This is a genomic window from Streptomyces sp. NPDC047014 (assembly GCF_040644195.1).
In the GTDB taxonomy this organism is placed as follows: domain Bacteria; phylum Actinomycetota; class Actinomycetes; order Streptomycetales; family Streptomycetaceae; genus Streptomyces.
On sequence record NZ_JBEYVX010000079.1, the window covers coordinates 1 to 17,491 of the forward strand.

Annotated in this window: 12 protein-coding genes, 1 tRNA gene and 1 pseudogene; 9 read left to right on the forward strand and 5 right to left on the reverse strand. The window is 75.6% G+C overall.

Annotated features, from left to right (window positions below):
- Window positions 1-904 (reverse strand): annotated as a pseudogene (locus tag ABZ873_RS27895) (FUSC family protein); the annotation flags it as partial.
- 142 nt (window positions 905-1,046) lie between these two features.
- Here ABZ873_RS27895 and ABZ873_RS27900 point away from each other — a divergent pair.
- From ABZ873_RS27900 to ABZ873_RS27915, 4 genes are read left to right on the forward strand one after another with little or no spacing between them, the layout of a single operon-like run.
- Window positions 1,047-1,694, forward strand: coding sequence for a helix-turn-helix domain-containing protein (locus ABZ873_RS27900; RefSeq protein ID WP_360877365.1), 648 nt, complete (start codon window positions 1,047-1,049; stop codon window positions 1,692-1,694).
- Window positions 1,691-2,602, forward strand: a complete 912-nt coding sequence (locus ABZ873_RS27905) for an SDR family oxidoreductase (protein WP_360877368.1) — start codon at window positions 1,691-1,693, stop codon at window positions 2,600-2,602. Before ABZ873_RS27900 ends, ABZ873_RS27905 begins: the two co-directional genes overlap by 4 nt.
- 41 nt (window positions 2,603-2,643) lie before the next feature.
- On the forward strand, window positions 2,644-3,519 hold the full coding sequence (locus ABZ873_RS27910) for an aminoglycoside phosphotransferase family protein (protein WP_360877371.1): 876 nt from the start codon (window positions 2,644-2,646) through the stop codon (window positions 3,517-3,519).
- Window positions 3,520-3,539: 20 nt separating this feature from the next.
- Window positions 3,540-4,190 carry a hypothetical protein gene (locus ABZ873_RS27915; RefSeq protein WP_360877374.1) on the forward strand — a complete coding sequence of 217 codons (651 nt, stop codon included), beginning with the start codon at window positions 3,540-3,542 and terminating at the stop codon, window positions 4,188-4,190.
- A 24-nt stretch (window positions 4,191-4,214) separates the two neighbouring features.
- On the opposite strand, the gene ABZ873_RS27920 is transcribed toward ABZ873_RS27915, so the two are convergent.
- Window positions 4,215-4,952, reverse strand: coding sequence for a 3'-5' exonuclease (locus ABZ873_RS27920; protein WP_360877377.1), 738 nt, complete (start codon window positions 4,950-4,952; stop codon window positions 4,215-4,217).
- 91 nt (window positions 4,953-5,043) lie between these two features.
- Window positions 5,044-6,375: an SAV2148 family HEPN domain-containing protein gene (locus tag ABZ873_RS27925; protein ID WP_360877380.1), complete on the reverse strand. Its 1,332-nt coding sequence runs from the start codon at window positions 6,373-6,375 to the stop codon at window positions 5,044-5,046.
- A gap of 283 nt (window positions 6,376-6,658) precedes the next feature.
- Between ABZ873_RS27925 and glgX the strand changes: the two genes are divergently transcribed.
- The 3 genes from glgX (at window position 6,659) to ABZ873_RS27940 (ending at window position 13,387) form a co-directional block, all read left to right on the forward strand.
- Window positions 6,659-8,773 carry a glycogen debranching protein GlgX gene (gene glgX, locus ABZ873_RS27930; RefSeq protein WP_360877433.1) on the forward strand — a complete coding sequence of 705 codons (2,115 nt, stop codon included), beginning with the start codon at window positions 6,659-6,661 and terminating at the stop codon, window positions 8,771-8,773.
- A 115-nt stretch (window positions 8,774-8,888) separates the two neighbouring features.
- Window positions 8,889-11,147 (forward strand): malto-oligosyltrehalose synthase, encoded by a 2,259-nt coding sequence (gene treY / locus ABZ873_RS27935; protein ID WP_360877383.1) that lies wholly within the window; start codon window positions 8,889-8,891, stop codon window positions 11,145-11,147.
- Window positions 11,148-12,283: 1,136 nt separating this feature from the next.
- The gene (locus ABZ873_RS27940) at window positions 12,284-13,387 is read left to right on the forward strand and encodes a M14 family zinc carboxypeptidase (protein ID WP_360877386.1); all 1,104 of its coding nucleotides are present in this window, start codon (window positions 12,284-12,286) and stop codon (window positions 13,385-13,387) included.
- Window positions 13,388-13,457: 70 nt separating this feature from the next.
- On the opposite strand, the gene ABZ873_RS27945 is transcribed toward ABZ873_RS27940, so the two are convergent.
- A complete protein-coding gene (locus ABZ873_RS27945; protein ID WP_360877389.1) occupies window positions 13,458-14,021 on the reverse strand; it encodes a DUF1707 and FHA domain-containing protein in 564 nt (187 codons plus the stop codon).
- A 121-nt stretch (window positions 14,022-14,142) separates the two neighbouring features.
- Here ABZ873_RS27945 and treZ point away from each other — a divergent pair, with 121 nt between their 5' ends.
- Window positions 14,143-15,891, forward strand: coding sequence for a malto-oligosyltrehalose trehalohydrolase (gene treZ, locus ABZ873_RS27950; protein ID WP_360877392.1), 1,749 nt, complete (start codon window positions 14,143-14,145; stop codon window positions 15,889-15,891).
- A 17-nt stretch (window positions 15,892-15,908) separates the two neighbouring features.
- On the opposite strand, the gene ABZ873_RS27955 is transcribed toward treZ, so the two are convergent.
- Entirely contained in the window at window positions 15,909-17,048 is a 1,140-nt protein-coding gene (locus ABZ873_RS27955) for an aminopeptidase P family protein (RefSeq protein WP_360877395.1), read from the reverse strand.
- 339 nt (window positions 17,049-17,387) lie between these two features.
- Here ABZ873_RS27955 and ABZ873_RS27960 point away from each other — a divergent pair.
- Window positions 17,388-17,460 (forward strand) — tRNA-His (locus ABZ873_RS27960).
- Window positions 17,461-17,491: the final 31 nt, after the last annotated feature.

A 17,491-nucleotide genomic window follows, 5' to 3' on the forward strand; every position in this document is an offset into this window, starting at 1 on the left:
GGACGGCGGCCTCCTCGCGCAGCCGGCGCAGCGCCGTGGCCTCGTCGGCGGCGTCGCCGGTGCCGGACAGCAGGGCGGAGGTCTCGGCGACGGCCCGGCCGACGGCGTCCAGCAGATCCTGGCCGGGCGGCAGCGGGGCCTTGCCCGGCGGGGGCGCGGGCAGATGCAGCAGCCGGCCCAGGAGGGTACGGACGGCCAGCCCCGCGTGCGAGAGGGCCCGGTCGTGCAGGCCGGGCCCCGCGGGCCGGTCGGCCTCGTCCACGCGCAGCGGGCGCAGCGACTCCCCGGCGGCGTGGACGGCGGCCACCGTGGCGGCGGAGAGGGTGTAGGGCGGCCGGTTCAGCTCGGCGGCGCAGCGCACGGCGACCGTGCCCGCCTCGGCGGCGATCCGCCGGTAGGTGGGGCCGCGCGGCTCGGGCAGCACGAACAGCTCGGCGAGGACCAGCAGGGCCAGCCCGGCGGTCACGCCCAGGAGCCGCTGGCCGAGGGTGTCGGGGAGGTAGGGCGGAAAGCTCGGCATGATGTACAGCAGTTGCAGCCCGGGGGTGGCCCCGGCGGCGCGGGGCCCGGCCGCGGCGACGAAGGCGAGCAGGAAGCCGATCACGAGCATGCCGGCGACGGCGGCCCAGGTCCGTACGGCGAGGAAGGTGCCGGCGGTCACCAGCAGCCAGATCGCGGGGGTGGTCCGCACCATGACGGCGGCCCGCTGGCGCCCGGTGCCCGGGATATGGGAGAGGGCGGCCATGGAGACGACGCCGAAGAGGGCGTAGGTGGCCGCCACGGGCTGGTCCAGCCCGTAGAGGAACAGGTAGAAGCCGCCGCATGCGGCGAGGGTGGTGCGGATCGCGCGCCGCGCCACCGTGCCGGGGCCGCGGCCCGCGCGTCCGTCGCGTTCGGCACCCACCACTCCAACCACCACTCCAGCATCGGGCCGCCGGGCGGAAGCCACCACCCGCCGGCGGCGCCCGGGGCGGGCTTGCCGCGGGGCGCGGGCTCCGGGTTTAATGAATGAACAGTCATTTATGAACGACGGGAGGTGGGCGCACGTGGCACGCCCTCGCGGTGTCGAGGACGAGGTGATCCTGCGCGCGACCGCGCGGGTCATGGGCCGGGTCGGGCCCGCCGGGTTCACCCTGGCCGCCGTGGCCCGCGAGGTGGGCCTCGTCCCCGGCACTCTGGTGCAGCGCTTCGGCTCCAAGCGCGGTCTGCTGCTGGCGCTGGCCGGGCTGTCCGCGCGGGAGGCGGGCGAGGCGGCCGGACGGGTGCGCGGCACCGGCGGGTCCGCGCTCGGCGCGCTGACCGCCCTCGCCACGGACTCCGCCGCCGGGATGGGCACCCCGGAGAGCTTCGCCCACCACCTGGCCTTCCTGTGCGCCGACCTCACCGACCCGGAGCTGCGCGCCCACGCCCTGACCGTGCACCGCGCGCAGGACCGGGCGGTCACGGAGCTGCTGACGGAGGCCGTGGCCCTGGGCGAGCTCCGCCCGGACACGGAGGTGACCGCGCTCGCCCGCACCGTACGGGCCGTCACCACCGGGGCCGGACTGAGCTGGGCGCTCGACCACCACGGCGGGCTGGCGGAGCGGATCCGGCAGGAGCTCGACGCCGTCCTGCGCCCCCACCTCGCGCCGGGCCGGCCGGCTCCCGGCACCCCCCACGACCACCCCGCCGAGCAGGAGGCAGAGCAGACATGACGACCGGGACACACCCGCTGGCCGGACAGGTCGCCCTCGTCGCCGGCGGCACCCGCGGCGGCGGACGGGGCATCGCCGTCGCCCTCGGGTCCGCCGGCGCGACGGTGTACGTCACCGGGCGCAGCAGCTCCGCCGGGCGCTCCGACCTGGACCGCCCGGAGACCATCGAACAGACGGCCGCCGCCGTCACGGCCGCCGGGGGCACGGGCATCCCGGTCCGCACGGACCACAGCAGCCAGGAGGAGGTGCGCGCCCTCGTCGGCCGGATCGCCGCCGAGCAGGACGGGCGGCTCGACGTGCTGGTGAACTGCGTGTGGGGCGGCGATCCGCTGACCGACTGGGAGCACCCGCTGTGGGAGCAGGACCTCGACCGCGGCCTGCGGCTGGTGCGGCAGGCGGTGGAGACCCATGTCATCACCAGCCGGTACGCGCTCCCGCTCATGGTCGCCCGGGGGCGCGGGCTGGTCGTGGAGGTCACCGACGGCAACACCGCCCGCTACCGCGGCTCGTTCTTCTACGACCTGGCGAAGTCCTCCGTGATCCGGCTCGCCGTCGCGCAGGCGGCCGAGCTCAGGCCGCACGGGATCGCCGCCGTCGCGATCACCCCCGGCTTCCTGCGCTCGGAGGCCATGCTGGACCATTTCGGGGTCACCGAGGCCGACTGGCGCGACGGCGTGGCGCAGGACCCGGACTTCGCCCACTCCGAGAGCCCCGCCTATCTGGGGCGGGCCGTCGCGGCCCTGGCCGCCGACCCGGGGGTCATGGCCAAGTCGGGCCGCGCGCTGGCCACCTGGGGGCTCTACGAGGAGTACGGGTTCACCGACGCGGACGGCAGCCGTCCGGACTTCGCCGCGCACTGGGCGCGGAACCTGGAGGAGGAGCACGGCCCGCTCGGGGACCCGCTCTGACCGGCGCCGCCGCCCGCGCCGGGCAGTGGTAGAACAGCCGGATGGACGAAGCGCGGGCCAGGGACGTACTGACGGCATCGGGTCTCGCGGCCGGTCTCGCGGCGGGCGGAGGCGCGGGCCCCGCGCTGCTCGCGCTCGGCGAGAACGCCGTGTTCGCCGTCGGGGACCTGGTGGTCAAGGTCGGCCGGGAGGCGGCCCTGCTGGAGCGGGCCGCGCGGGAACTGGCGGTGGCGGGCTGGTTCGCGGAATGCGGGATCCCGGCGGTGCGGGCGGCCGAGCCGGAGCCCCGGATGGTGGAGGGGCATCCGCTGACCGTCTGGCACCGGCTCCCGGACGCGGTCCGGCCCGCCGGGGCCGGGGACCTGGCGGTGCTGCTGCGGGCCGTGCACGCCCTGCCCGCGCCGCCGTTCGCGCTGCCCGCACGCGATCTGCTGGCGGGTGTCGACCGCTGGCTGCGGCTGGCGGGGGACGCGGTGGACCCGGCCGACGTCGCGTACCTGCGGGCGCGCGGGGACGCGTACGCGGCACGGATCGCGGCCCTGCCCCCGCACCTGACCCCGGGGCCGATCCACGGCGACGCCCTGCCCCGCAATGTCCACGTGGGCCCGGACGGCCCGGTCCTGGTCGACCTGGAGACCGTCTCGGCCGATCTGCGGGAGCACGACCTGGTGGTGATGGCCCTCGCCCGCGACCGCTACGGCCTGCCCGCCGCGGAGTACGAGGCGTTCACGGCGGCGTACGGGTGGGACGTGCGGGAGTGGGAGGGCTGCGCGGTCCTGCGCGGCGCGCGCGAGACGGCGAGCTGCGCCTGGGTGGCCCAGCACGCTCCCGGCAACCCCCGGGCCCGCTCCGAGTTCCACCGCCGCGTGGCCTCGCTCCGCGAAGGCGACCCGGAAATCCGCTGGCACTCCTTCTGACGCCCCGATACCAAGGTCCCATGGACATCCCCGTCACGGTCCACCACGCCCGGCTCGGCCCGCGCGCGTACCAGGTGGTCCGCCCCGCCCGGCCCCTGGAGCACGCCGCGCTCCTGGACACCGGCCACTACCTGAACGCGTACCTCGACCAGGCCGCCGCCCGCACCGTCGCCGCGCTGTGGCACCTGGCGGCCGCCTCCCCGCGCACGCTGGTCCACCTGCCACTGCGCCCGCCCGGCACCGGCTCCCCCGAGGCGGGAGGACCCCGCCCCCTGGACCTGGTCCTGCTGCACCACACACTCCAGTTCGCCCCGGCGCACTGGAAGGAGCTCCGGCGCCGGCTCGGCCCGGGCACCCGGCGCACCATGAGCCCACCCGCGCGGGCGGCGGCGGAGCCGGACCGTACGACGGTGCACCACGCGGGCCGTCGCGACGTACTGGTCGAGCACACACATGCCGAGACGCTGTTCCTGACGGGCAGCGCGAAGGCGTTCCGGCGCACCGCCGGGGTCTTCCACGAGATCGCCGACAACGGCCCGGCCCACTGGCGCGATCCCGCCCGCCGCGGACACTGCTGCGCCCGCCTGGACCCCGGCGGCCCGCACGCCCGCGAGCTGCACGTGGAGTACGCCGAGTCTGCCGAGTTCGGCGAGGCGGATCCGGCGGCGTGATGCTCCCCGCCCCGACGCGCCGGATCAGGCCGGTATGAGGGCCCGCAGCGGCCAGGCGCCGTCGATCACCGCGTCCGGGGTGCCCTGGCGGCGCAGGTAGGACTGGAAGTCCCGGGCCCAGCGGGCGTGCCAGGTGCCCTGCTGGGCGTGCAGGTCGGCCGGGGTGAGCGCGGCCACGCCCGGGTGGCGTTCGGCTATGGCGCGTGCCACATGGACGGCGGCCAGCGCGTCCGCCCCCGCGTCGTGCGCGGCGTCCAGGGTCACCCCGTACACCCCGCAGACCGCCTCCAGGGTGCGCTTGCCGCGCCGGTAGCGGTCGACGGCCCGGTCTATGGTCAGCGGGTCCACCACCGGCCCGGTCTGCGCCCCGCCCAGCCGCTCGGCCAGCGACGGCAGCCCGTGCCGGGCCAGTTCGGCGCTGAGCAGGGTCAGGTCGAAGGCCGCGTTGTACGCGACGACCACCGCGCCCGCCCGCCAGTGCCCGACGAGCGCCCGCGCGACCTCCTCCGCGACCTCCCGCGCCGGGCGGCCCTCCGCGACGGCCCGCTCCGTACTGATCCCGTGGATGGCCGAGGCTTCCTCCGGGATCGGTATCCCGGGATCCGCGAGCCAGCCGCGCCGCTCGCGCACGATCCCGTCCCGCACCTCGACCACGGCCGCCGTCACGATCCGGGACTCGCCCGGCTCCGTGCCCGTCGTCTCCAGGTCGAATCCGATCAGCACCCGGCCGTGCCAGTCCCCCGTACCGCGCTGGTCCTCCACCCCGTGTCCCTCCCCCGTACACCTTCGGTCAACGGGTTTCAGCCTGCCACGGGCCACTGACAAGCCGGACGACCGGCCCCTCCGGCCGCGCTCACGACACCGGGCGCGAGTCCTCCCACATCGACTCGAACTCCTCCCGGTAGGTGGCGAACAGCCCGTGGTCGGCGTCCTTCGGCACCCCGCGCCCGCCGCCCCGCAGCACCAGCACGGGCGACTCCATGCCGCGCGCCCGCCGCAGGTACGACTGGACCACCGCGATCCCCGAGGACTGGCCCTCCACCAGGTAGGCGGTGAAGCGCGGTGTCTCGTCGAAGACGTGGATCTCGAAGCGCGAGGGGTCGCGCAGCCCGGCCCGCACCCGCCGCACGTGCAGGATGTTCATCTCCACCGACCGGCTCAGCTCGCCCTTGCGCAGCCCCAGCTCCCGTTCCCGCCGCTTGACCGCGCTGCTCGCCGGATTCAGGAAGAGCAGCCGCACCCGGCAGCCGGCCTCCGTGAGCCGGACGAGTCTTCGCCCCGAGAAGTTCTGGACCAGCAGGTTCAGCCCTATGCCGATGGCGTCGAGCCGGCGCGCGCCCCCGAACAGGTCCTCGGCCGGCAGATTGCGCTGGAGCCGCACCCGGTCGGGGTGGACGGAGACCACGTCCGCGTACCGGTCGCCCACCAGGTCCTCGACGGCGTCGATCGGCAGCCGGTCCGCGCCCGGGCTGCCCGCGCCCCCGCCCAGTACCTCCAGCAGCCGCGACGAGGCCCGCTCGGCCTGCTCCAGCACCGGCCGCGACAGGGCCCGGTTGCGGGAGACCACGTTCCGGGTGACCTCCAGCTCGTCGAGCGCGAGCTCGATCTCCCGCCGGTCGTCGAAGTACGGCTCGAAGCACGGCCAGTGCTGGACCATCAGCTCCCGCAGCTGGGGCAGGGTCAGGAAGCTCAGCACGTTGTCGTCGGCCGAATCCAGCAGGTAGCCCTTGCGCCGGCTGACCTCGCGCACGGCGACGGCCCGCTGGACCCACTCCTGCCCGGCGGGCCCGGCCGCGGCGACCACCCAGTCGTCCCCGCCGTGCACCGGCTCGTAGATCGGCCGGAGCACCGCGCCGACGACCGAGCGCAGCCGCTGTTCGATCAGATTGAGCCAGATATAGGCGCGCCCGGCCCGCTGGGCCCGCGTACGGACCTCGGTCCACGCCTCCGCGCCCCAGTCCAGCTCGGCGCCGGGCCGCGCGTCCCCGCTCTCGCCCGGTGAGCCCGGTGAGCCCGGTCCGCCCGGTGAGCCCGGCCCGCCCGGTCCCCCCGGTCCGCCCGCCAGGGAGACCGCCCCGGCCGGGACCCCCGACGGCGCCCCGCCGGGAACACCGCCCGGTGCGTCCGCCGGACCACCCTCGTGACTGCTGTCACCAGGGGGAAGCTCCAGACCTCCCGAGCTCACCCGTGCACCGCCTTCTGCGTCTGGACGCCCGTCTCCAGTGATCACGGAAGGGTATCCCGCGCGCGCGGCCCGGTGCAGCCCGATGGCCCGCACACGGACTGTCCATTGACCCATTATCGGATGCGCGGACAGTCCGCTGACCCGCCTATCGGCTCTGCGGGTCACCCGGTAGGACCACTCCCAAGTCCGCGCGTGGGACCCCACTTTCGGGGAAGATCTGGCAGTGACGCGGTCCACGCCGGATGATCCGGGACATCTCCGAGACAGGGAAGAGTCGTTGCCCATGCAGGTCTGGCCGGGACAGGCGTATCCCCTCGGCGCCACCTATGACGGTGCCGGAACCAATTTCGCGGTCTACTCCGAGGCCGCACGACGTATCGAGCTGTGCCTCCTGCACGACGACGGCTCGGAGACAGCCGTCGAACTGCGTGAGACGGACGCCTTCGTCCGGCACGCCTACCTGCCGGGCATCATGCCCGGCCAGCGCTACGGCTTCCGGGTGCACGGCCCGTACGAGCCCGAGCGCGGGCTGCGCTGCAACGCGGCCAAGCTGCTGCTCGACCCGTACGCGCGGGCCATCAGCGGCAGCGTCGACTGGGGCGAGCAGGTGTACGGCTACCACTTCGGCCGCCCCGACTCGCGCAACGACCTGGACTCCGCCCCGCACACCATGAGTTCGGTCGTGGTCAATCCGTACTTCGACTGGGCCAACGACCGGCCGCCGCGCCACGAGTACCACCACACCGTGCTGTACGAGGCGCACGTCAAGGGGCTGACCATGCGTCATCCCGAGCTGCCCGAGGAACTGCGCGGTACGTACGGCGCGCTCGCCCATCCGGCGGTCATCGGCCACCTCACCAAGCTGGGCGTGACGGCGCTGGAGCTGATGCCCGTCCACCAGTTCGTCCATGACCACCGGCTGGCCAACGACGGGCTGAGCAACTACTGGGGCTACAACACGATCGGCTTCTTCGCCCCGCACAACGGCTACGCCTCGGGCGACCGCGGCCAGCAGGTGCTGGAGTTCAAGTCGGCGGTCCGGGCCCTGCACGAGGCGGGGATCGAGGTGATCCTCGACGTGGTCTACAACCACACCGCCGAGGGCAACCACCTGGGCCCGACCCTGTCCTTCCGGGGGCTGGACAACGCCTCGTACTACCGGCTCACGGACGACCAGCGGCACTACATGGACACCACCGGCACCGGGAACTCGCTGCTGATGCGGTCCCCGCACGTGCTCCAGCTGATCATGGACTCGCTGCGCTACTGGGTCACCGAGATGCATGTGGACGGCTTCCGCTTCGACCTGGCCGCGACCCTGGCCCGGCAGTTCCACGAGGTGGACCGGCTCTCGTCCTTCTTCGACCTGGTGCAGCAGGATCCGGTGGTCAGCCAGGTGAAGCTGATCGCGGAGCCGTGGGACCTGGGCGAGGGCGGCTACCAGGTGGGCAACTTCCCGCCGCTGTGGACGGAGTGGAACGGCAAGTACCGCGACACCGTACGGGACCTGTGGCGCGGGCAGCCGCGCACCCTGGCGGAGTTCGCGGGGCGGCTGACGGGCTCCTCGGACCTCTACCAGGACGACGGCCGGCGCCCGCTGGCGTCGATCAACTTCACCACCTGCCACGACGGGTTCACCCTGAACGACCTCGTCTCGTACAACGAGAAGCACAACGAGGCCAACCGGGAGGGCAACCGGGACGGCGAGAGCCACAACCGGTCCTGGAACTGCGGGGTGGAGGGGCCGACGGAGGATCCGGAGGTGCTGGCGCTGCGCGAGCGCCAGATGCGCAACTTCATGGCCACCCTGCTGCTGTCGCAGGGGGTGCCGATGCTCAGCCACGGCGACGAGTTCGGCCGGACGCAGGGCGGCAACAACAACGCCTACTGCCAGGACAACGAGCTGTCGTGGGTGGGCTGGCCGGAGCCCGGCAAACCGGCCCCGGCGCTGCTGGAGTTCACCCGGCAGATGGTGTGGCTGCGGCGCGACCACCCGGTGTTCCGGCGCCGCCGGTTCTTCCACGGGCGGCCGGTGGAGGGCACCCACGACGAGCTGTCCGACATCGCCTGGTTCACCCCGCACGGGGAGGAGATGCGGGCGCGGGACTGGCAGGCGCAGCACGCGCGGGCGCTGACCGTGTTCCTCAACGGCGAGGCGATCTCGGAGCCGGGCAGCCGCGGGGAGCGGATCACGGACGATTCCTTCCTGCTGATGTTCAACGCGGCGGCCGAGCCGCAGGAGTTCACGATCCCGGCGGGGCACGGCGCGCAGTGGCGGCTGGTGGTGGACACCTCCCGCCCGGAGGTGCTGCCGCCGGGTTCGGGCTCGCAGTACGCGGCGGGCGACCGGGTCCCGCTGGCGGGCCGCTGCCTGGTCCTCCTGCAGCGCCCGGCGTGAGGGCAGCCGGGGCGGGCGGCGCGAGCCGTCCCGCCCCGGCTCCCGGGACCGTCGCGGTCACCCGGATGCGTGGGCCGAGGGACAGAAGGCGGCCAGGCTGGGTACGTACGTTCTCATGAGCCAGCAGCGTCCGACCCCCGCCGCCCCGCCGCCCCGCACCCCGGCGTCGACCTACCGCCTCCAGCTGCGTCCGGAGTTCCCCTTCGCGGCCGCCGAGGCGGCCGTGCCCCACCTCGCCTCGCTCGGCGTGTCGCATCTGCACCTCTCCCCCGTCCTGGAGGCCGCGCCCGGCTCGACGCACGGCTACGACGTCACCGACCACTCCCGCGTACGGGACGAGCTCGGCGGCGAGAACGGCCTGCGGGCCCTCTCCGCCACGGCCCGCGCGCACGGGCTCGGGCTGGTCCTGGACATCGTGCCGAACCATATGGCCGTACCGACCCCGCTCCGGCTGAACCACCCCCTGTGGGAGGTCCTGCGCGAGGGCCCGGCCTCGCCGTACGCCCGCTGGTTCGACATCGACTGGGAGGCGGGCGGCGGGCAGGTCGTACTGCCACTGCTCGGCGGCCCGGCGGACGCCCATGAGCTGCGCGCCGAGGGCGGGGTCCTGCGCCACGGCGAGCTGGAGTTCCCGCTGCGCGAGGGCACCGCCGGGCTGCCGCTGCCCGAGCTGCTGGCCGCGCAGTGGTACCGGCCGGCCTGGTGGCGGGAGGGCACCAAGGCGCTGAACTACCGGCGATTCTTCACCATCTCGGACCTGATCGGGGTCCGCGTCGAGGACCCGGAGGTGTTCACCGCCACCCACGCGAAGGTGCTGGAGCTGGTCCGCGACGGCGTCGCGCAGGGGCTGCGGATCGACCACGTGGACGGCCTGGCCGACCCGGAGCAGTACCTCCGCCGGCTCCGGGCGGCCGCGGGCGAGCACTGCTGGGTGGTGGTGGAGAAGATCCTGGCCCGCGAGGAGCGGCTGCCCTCCGCCTGGCCGGTCGCGGGCACCACCGGCTACGACGCCCTGCACCGGGTGGACGGGGTCTTCGCCGACCCGGAGGGCGCCACCGAACTGGCCGCGCAGTACGTGAAGTTCACCGGCCTGCCCTCCTGGGACGGAACGGCCGAGGCCGCCGCCCGCGAGGTGCTGACCGGCGACCTCTCCGCCGAACTGGACACCCTGGAGCGGTGGTCCGGCCCGGAACTGGCGCCGGCCGTCCGCGAGTTGCTGATCGCCTACCCGGTCTACCGCCCGTACCCCGGCGAGAGCGAACTGCCGCGCAGCGCCCGGGAGCGGGCGGCCCGCGAGACCGGTCCGGCCGCGGTGGCCGCCGTACGGGAACTGCTCCTGCGGGATCCGGCCTTCGCCGCCCGCTTCGCCCAGACCTCGGCGGCCCTGCGCGCCAAGTCCCTGGAGGACCGGGCCTTCTACCGGTACGCGCCCCTGCTGTCGGCCACCGAGGTCGGCGGCGAGCCGGGCCGACCCGCGGTGGCGCCCGCGGAGTTCCACGCGTACTGCGCCGAGCTGGAGCGGGACTGGCCCGCGAGCGGGACGGTGCTCTCCACGCACGACACCAAGCGCAGTGCGGACGTCCGGGCCCGGATCTCGGCGCTGTCCCAGGCGCCGGAGGCGATGGGCCGCCCCGAGGGCGCCGACCCGCACCTGGCATGGACGGCCCGGCAGACCGCGCTGGGCCTGGGCCCCGTCCCCGAGGCCGTGCCCCGGCTGGCCGACGCCCTGCTCAAGGCCGTGCGCGAGGCCGCCCTGCGCACCAGCTGGACCGAGCCCGACGCGGACTACGAGGCGGCCGTGCCCGCGTACGCCCGCACCCCGCTCGACCTGCCGCCGGAGCTGGCGGAGGCGGCCCGCGCGAACCTCCTCGGGATGGCGCTGCTGCACCTGGCGATGCCGGGGGTGCCGGAGGTGTACCAGGGCGCGGAGACCGAGTACCGGGCGCTGGTGGACCCGGACAACCGGCGGCCCGCGTACTTCCCCGCCGGGGAGCTGGCCCGGCTGGACGGCGGCGCGGCGGCGGAGGGCCCGGCCGAGGAGAAGCTGGCCCTGACCGCCGCTCTGCTGCGGCTGCGGCGGGACCGCCCGGAGCTGTTCCGCGGCTACACCCCGGTGACGGCCGAGGGGCCGGCGGCCGAGCATCTCGTGGCCTTCACGCGCGGTCCCGGGCTGCTGGTGGCGGCCACCCGGCTGTCGCACCGGCTGGCCGGCGCGGGCGGCTGGCGGGACACCCGCCTGGCACTGCCGCCGGGCGCGTGGCACCCCGTACCGCTGACCGGAGGGGCCGACGCTCCCACCGCCCCGTACTCCGGCCCGGTCCCGGTGGCGGCGCTGCTGGCGGGCCGTCCGGTCGGGCTCTGGGTGCGCGCCTGACGGCGGGGGCGCGCGCGGCGCGGGCCACGTCAAGTGGGTGGCCCGCGCAGCAGTAGGGGGTGCGCGGGGCGGGCATGGCATCCCCTGTGACTCCTCTCCGTGACACGCACTACCCCACCCCGCAGGAGCTCGGGCTCGCCGCCCGCGCCCTGGCGGACGCACACCCCGGCGAGGCCCGCCTCCGCCAGGCCGGCACCTCCCGCTCGGGCCGCCCCCTCTGGCTCCTGTCGGTCGCCCCGGTGGCGACGGGCCGGCCGGAGGCGCCGACGGCGCCGGGGACGCCGGAAACGGCCGGACCGGGGGGCCTCGGGGGCCCGGAAGCGGCTGAAACCTCTGGCACCCCGGATGGAGCCCGGCCCCCGGACGCCCCGGATGCGTCCAGGGCCCCTGGCGCCCTGGATGCGGCCGAGACCCCTGCCGCCCCGAGTGCGGCCAGGGCCCCTGGCGCCCCGGATGCGGCCGAGACCCCTGCCGCCCTGGATGCGGCCCAGGCTCCTGGCGCCCCGGATACGGCTGAGGCCCCTGCCGCCCTGGATGCGGCCAGGGCCCCTGGCGCCCTGGATCTGGCCGAGGCCCCTGCCGCCCTGGATGCGGGCGAGGCCCCTGCCGCCCCGAGTGCGGCCTGGGCCCCTGGCATCTTCGATGCGGCTCAGGCCCCGGCCGCCCCGGATACGGCCGAGACCCCTGCCGCCCCGAGTGCGGCCCGGGCCCCTGGCATCTTCGATGCGGCTCAGGCCCCAGCTGCCCCGGGTGCCTGGCGTATCGCTGGGACCCCCAGGGTCCCCGGGACCCCCGAGGTCTCCGGGACCCCCAGGGTCTCCGGGACTCCCGGGACTTCCGGGGCGAACTTCGCCCCCGAGACCTCCGGGGATTCCCAGGCCCCCGGAACCCTCGGGACCCCCGGAACCGCCGGAACCGGGACCTCCTGGACCTCCAGGGCCGCCGAGACCTCCGGGACCCCCAGGACCTCCGGGACCCCCGGGACCCCCGGAACCGCCGGAACCGGGACCTCCTGGACCCCCAGGGCCGCCGAGACCTCCGGGACCCCCAGGACCTCCGGAGCCCCCGGGACCCCCGGAACCGCCGAGACCCCCGGAGCCCCCGGGGGCCCGCACCCGCCCCCGCCCCCGCCCCCGGTGCGCAACGTGCTCGTTGTGGCCGGGGCGCATGCCAATGAGCCCGTCGGCGGGGCCACCGCGCTCGCGCTCGCGCGGCGTCTGCTGCATGAGCCCGCGCCGCGCGTCGGGTGCGGCTGGCACTTCCTGCTCTGCGCCGACCCGGACGGCGCCGACCTGCACCGCACCCCCCGCCCCGGCTCGCTGCTGGACTACCACCGCTCCTTCTTCCGGCCGCCCGGTCCCGAACAGCCCGAGTGGGCGCCGTCTTTACTGCCCGCGGACCGGCTCCCGCCCGAGACCCTGGCCCTGACCGCGCTCATCGACGAGCTGCGGCCCGTGCTCCAGGTCTCCCTGCACGCCACCGACCTCGGCGGGTCCTGGGTGCAGCTCACCCGGGACATACCCGGTCTCGCCGAGCCCTTCGCCGCCTCGGCCGCCGCCTCCCGGATCCCGGTGGAGAACGGTGCCTCGGACGCGGCCGGCTGGCTCTCCCCCGGCCCGGGGATCTTCGTCATCCCGCAGCCGGGGAACGAGGCCGCGGGCTCCTTCCACCCGGAGGACACCCGGCTCAGCACCTGGTACCACGCCCACCGGTACGCCGGTACCACCGCGATCGTCGAAGTCCCCATGTGGGCCTCCGACCTGGTGGACGACCCGGCCCCGCACCCCGACCCGCGCGGGGCCCTGCGGGTGCTGGCCGGGCGGCTCACGGCGGACGCCGCGCTCGTGGGGGCGGCCCGGGAGCACACCCGCCCGGCCCCGGACCCGGCCGGGGCGGCGCTGCTGCGCGCGGTGGACTGGACGCTCGCGCTGATCCCCCGTATCGCCGTCGAATGGACGGGCGCCGGCGCTCCGGCGGAGGCCACGGCGGCGTATGTGGCCAGCGTCGACGCCTTCGGGCGGCGGCTGTCGCTGCGCGCGGCGGCGATGCTGCTGCGGGTGCTGCGCGCCCGGGACCATCCGGCGGCCCCCGGCCTGGACCGGCTGGTGACGCGGTGGTGCGAGGAGTTCGCGACCCGCTTCGAGGCCCGCTGGGTCCCGCTGGAGGCCCAGGTGGCGCACCAGTCGCGCACGGTCCTGGCGGCCTACGACCGCCTCGTGGCGGCCGGCCGCGGGGCCTAGCCCGACGACGGCCGCGGGGCCCGGCCCAGCGACCCGGCGACCCGGCAGCCCGGCGCCCGGCGGGAGCCCGTCAGCTCGACGACAGGCGGAACGTCATATGGCCGAAGCCGACCTGGTCCCCGTCCCGGACCACCGCCGAGCCCGTCACGCGGCGGCCGTTGACCGTGGTGCCGTTCGTGGAGCCGAGGTCGGTGAGGACCCAGGTGCCGTCACGCATCCGGAGTTCCGCGTGCGCCCGGGAGACGGTCTCGTGGCTGAGCCGCAGCCCGTTGCCCGGGTCGCGCCCGATGCGCAGGGCCGTCCCGCCCGGGTGCGGCAGCAGCAGCTTCGGAAGGCGTTCGGCGTGCCAGGCGCGGCGGACGCCCGCGGACACCGCCGAGGCCCGGCCGACCCAGCCGAACAGCCGACGGGTCCACGGGCTTTCGGCGGTCTCCCGTGTCTGGAGGTCCGCGGTGAGGGCCGCCAGGTCCTCGGAACGGCGGGCCACCAGGGCGAGTTCCATCCGGCGCAGGAAGGTGTCGTGGGACAGTTTGCCGACGGCCGCGCCCTCCCTGAGCTGGCTCACGGCGCGGTCCCGTTCGGCGTCGGACAGACGCGGCGCGGGGAAGGCGGGAAGTTCGAAACTCGACGTCACAGGGTGATTGTCGGCCCGTCGGGGGCGGAGTGTCCAGAACTCCCCCGCCCCGCCCGGAATGATGGGCAGGATACGCATGCTGGAGCATGCTGGACACCGCCGGAGACGAGGGGACGCGTCCGTGCAGTTCGAGGTCTGGGCACCGCTGAGGGACCGGGTCGCCGTGCGGCTCGACGGCGCGACGTACGAGATGGGACGCGATCCGGACCGGGACGGCTGGTGGACGGTGCGGGCCCCGGCCCGGGACGGCAGCCGCTACGGGTTCCTGCTCGACGACGATCCCGTCCCGCGGCCCGATCCGCGCGGCCGGCGGCTCCCGGACGGCCCCGACGGGCTGTCGGCGGTGGTCGACCTGGACGCGCTCGCCCCGCCGCCGGGGGTCGGGGCGGGCCGCCCGCTCCAGGACGCGGTCCTGTACGAGCTGCACATCGGCACCTTCACCCCCGAGGGCACCTTCGACGCGGCGGCGGCCCGCCTCGGCCACCTCGCCTCCCTCGGGGTCACGCACGTGGAGCTGATGCCGGTGTGCCCGTTCTCCGGCCGGCACGGCTGGGGGTACGACGGGGTCGCGCCCTGGGCGGTGCACGAACCGTACGGCGGCCCGGCGGGGCTGGCCCGGTTCACGGCCGCCGCGCACGCGGCCGGGCTGGGCGTGGTCCTCGACGTGGTGCACAACCACCTCGGCCCGTCCGGCAACCATCTGCCCGCGTTCGGCCCGTACTTCACCGACACCCACCACACGCCGTGGGGTTCGGCGGTGAACCTGGACGCGCCCGGCTCCGACGAGGTGCGCGCGTACCTGCTGGGCAGCGCGCTGTCCTGGCTGCGCGACTTCGGCCTCGACGGGCTGCGGCTCGACGCGGTGCACGCGCTGGCGGACGAGCGGGCGCTGACCTTCCTGGAGGAGCTGTCGGCGGCGGTGGACGCGCTGGCCGCGGAGACCGGCCGGCCGCTGTTCCTGATCGCGGAGTCCGACCGCTGCGACCCGCGGACGACCACCCCGCGCGCCGCCGGGGGGCTGGGCCTGCACGCGCAGTGGAACGACGACTTCCACCACGCGCTGCACTGCGCGCTGACCGGTGAGTCCCAGGGCTACTACGCCGATTTCGCGCAGGCGCCGACGGCCGCGCTGGCCAAGACGCTGACCCGGGGCTTCTTCCACGACGGGACCTGGTCCTCCTTCCGGGGCCGGACGCACGGCCGCCCGGTGGACCGCCGCCGGACCCCGGCGCACCGCTTCCTCGGCTACTCCCAGACGCACGACCAGATCGGCAACCGGGCCCTCGGTGACCGGCTCTCCGCCTCGCTCTCCCCCGGGCTGCTGGCGTGCGCGGCGGCGCTGACGCTGACCGGGCCCTTCGTGCCGATGCTGTTCATGGGCGAGGAGTGGGGTGCCCGCACCCCCTGGCAGTACTTCACCGACCACCCCGACCCGGAGCTCGCGGAGGCCGTCCGCACCGGCCGCCGCCGGGAGTTCGCGGAGCACGGCTGGAAGGCCGAGGAGATCCCCGACCCGCAGGACCCGGCGACCCGGGACCGCTCCTGCCTGGACTGGTCGGAGCCGGGCCAGGAGGGCCACGCCCGGCTGCTGGACTGGTACCGCACCCTGGTGGCGCTCCGCCGCACCCACCCGGACCTGCGCGACCCGGACCTGGCCGCGGTCCGGGTCGCGTACGACGAGGAGCGCCGCTGGCTGACCTTCCGGCGCGGCGACGTCCGGGTGGCGGTGAACCTCTCCCCCCGGCCGGTGACGATCGCCCTGGGCCGCAACGGCGTCCGCGTCCTGGCCTCCTGGGCCCCGGTGGACCACCCGGACCCGGCCGGCCGCCTCCACCTCCCACCCGAATCGCCGGTGATCCTCGGCCCCTGACGGCCGCCCCGCCCGGTCTACCCGACGACGGCCAGTTCGCGCGGTGCGTTGTTGAGGCGGCGGCCGCCGTCGGGGGTGACCGTGACGATGTCCTCGATGCGGACGCCGAAGCGGCCCGGGAGGTAGATGCCCGGCTCCACGGAGAAGCACATGCCGGGGACGAGGGGCTGCTCCTCGCCCTCGACCATGTACGGGGGCTCGTGGGTGGTGACGCCGATGCCGTGGCCGGTGCGGTGGATGAAGCGGTCCCCGTAGCCGAATTCGGTGATCACCGCGCGGGCCGCCCGGTCCACCTCCTGGCAGGCGGCCCCGGGGCGGACGGCCGCGAAGCCGGCCTGGTGGGCCTCGCGGACGATGTCGTGGACCCGCTGCTCCTCGGCGGTGGGCTCGCCGACGTGCACGGTACGGGAGATGTCCGAGCCATAGCCGAAGCGCAGGCCGCCGAAGTCGAGGACGACCATGTCGCCGTGGCGGATGACGCGCTCGCCCGCCTCGTGGTGCGGGTTGGCGCCGTTGGGCCCGGAGCCGACGACCGTGAAGTCCACCTGGGAGTGCCCGTGCGCGCGCAGCAGTGCGGCGAGGTCGGCGGCGACGTCGGTCTCGCGGCGGTCCGCGAAGGGCAGGTGCAGGATCTGCGCGTAGGCGGCGTCGGCGGCGGCTCCCGCGGCGGCCAGGCGCTCCAGCTCCCGCTCGTCCTTGACGGCGCGCAGCATGGGCAGGCAGTCGGTGAGGGCGGCGTAGGAGCTGTTGGGCAACTCCCGCTGGAGGCCGAGGAGATGCAGGGCCCAGGTGTTGTCGCTGACCCCGAAGCGGCCGCGGAAGTCCAGCAGCGGCGCGGTCACGGCGTACGGGTCCTTCCCGTCGGCCCAGTCCCGCAGGGTGAGCGCGGAGGCACCGGGGGCCAGGGCCGCGTCCGGGGCCTCCAGCGCGGGAACGATCAGCACCGGGTCCTGTCCGGCGGCGAGCACCAGCAGGGTCAGCCGCTCGGTCTCGGCGGTGGGCCGGTAGCCGGTGAGGTGGGTGAGGTCGGGTCCGGGCGAGATCAGCAGCCCGGCCAGCCCCGCGTCGGCGGCGCTCCGCGCGGCCGCGGCCATCCGGGCGGCGTAGTCCGCCGCGGTGAAGGGGGCGGGGCCGGCTGCGTTCGGGTCATCGGTCATACGGGGGATCCTGCCGTGAGCCGTGCCGCGAGCGCAGCGGCCGCGCCGGTCGGGATTCCGCGCGGGAGCGGCTCCGTACGGTGCACCGGGCGTGGCGCGGACAGCGGTACGGCGACCCCCGCGGCGCGGGCCGGCGAAGAGGTGCCCGGCGGGCCGCGGGACGGCCGGCTCCGCCGCGGCCGCCGTCGCCCCGGGCGGTCCGCCGACGGGACGGCTTCCCGGCCCGGCCCGCCGCCGCCCTTGCCGGGAGCGGGGCGGCCGGATAAGGCGTCGCGGGACCACCCCTCTGATCGGCTATGCTGTGCATGCACACCGACGGGCGGTCCGCCGCCCTTCGTGGTGGGTGTAGCTCAGTTGGTAGAGCACCTGGTTGTGGTCCAGGTGGCCGCGGGTTCAAGTCCCGTCACTCACCCTTCCGACCCTGTGGGGTACGAGATCCTTCT

Coding starts and splice junctions, on each gene's coding strand:
- ABZ873_RS27905 (WP_360877368.1), top strand. CDS start 1,691: ATGACGACCGGGACACACCCGCTGGCCGGACAGGTCGCCCTCGTCGCC.
- ABZ873_RS27910 (WP_360877371.1), top strand. CDS start 2,644: ATGGACGAAGCGCGGGCCAGGGACGTACTGACGGCATCGGGTCTCGCG.
- ABZ873_RS27915 (WP_360877374.1), top strand. CDS start 3,540: ATGGACATCCCCGTCACGGTCCACCACGCCCGGCTCGGCCCGCGCGCG.
- glgX (WP_360877433.1), top strand. CDS start 6,659: ATGCAGGTCTGGCCGGGACAGGCGTATCCCCTCGGCGCCACCTATGAC.
- treY (WP_360877383.1), top strand. CDS start 8,889: ATGAGCCAGCAGCGTCCGACCCCCGCCGCCCCGCCGCCCCGCACCCCG.
- ABZ873_RS27955 (WP_360877395.1), bottom strand. CDS start 17,048: ATGACCGATGACCCGAACGCAGCCGGCCCCGCCCCCTTCACCGCGGCG.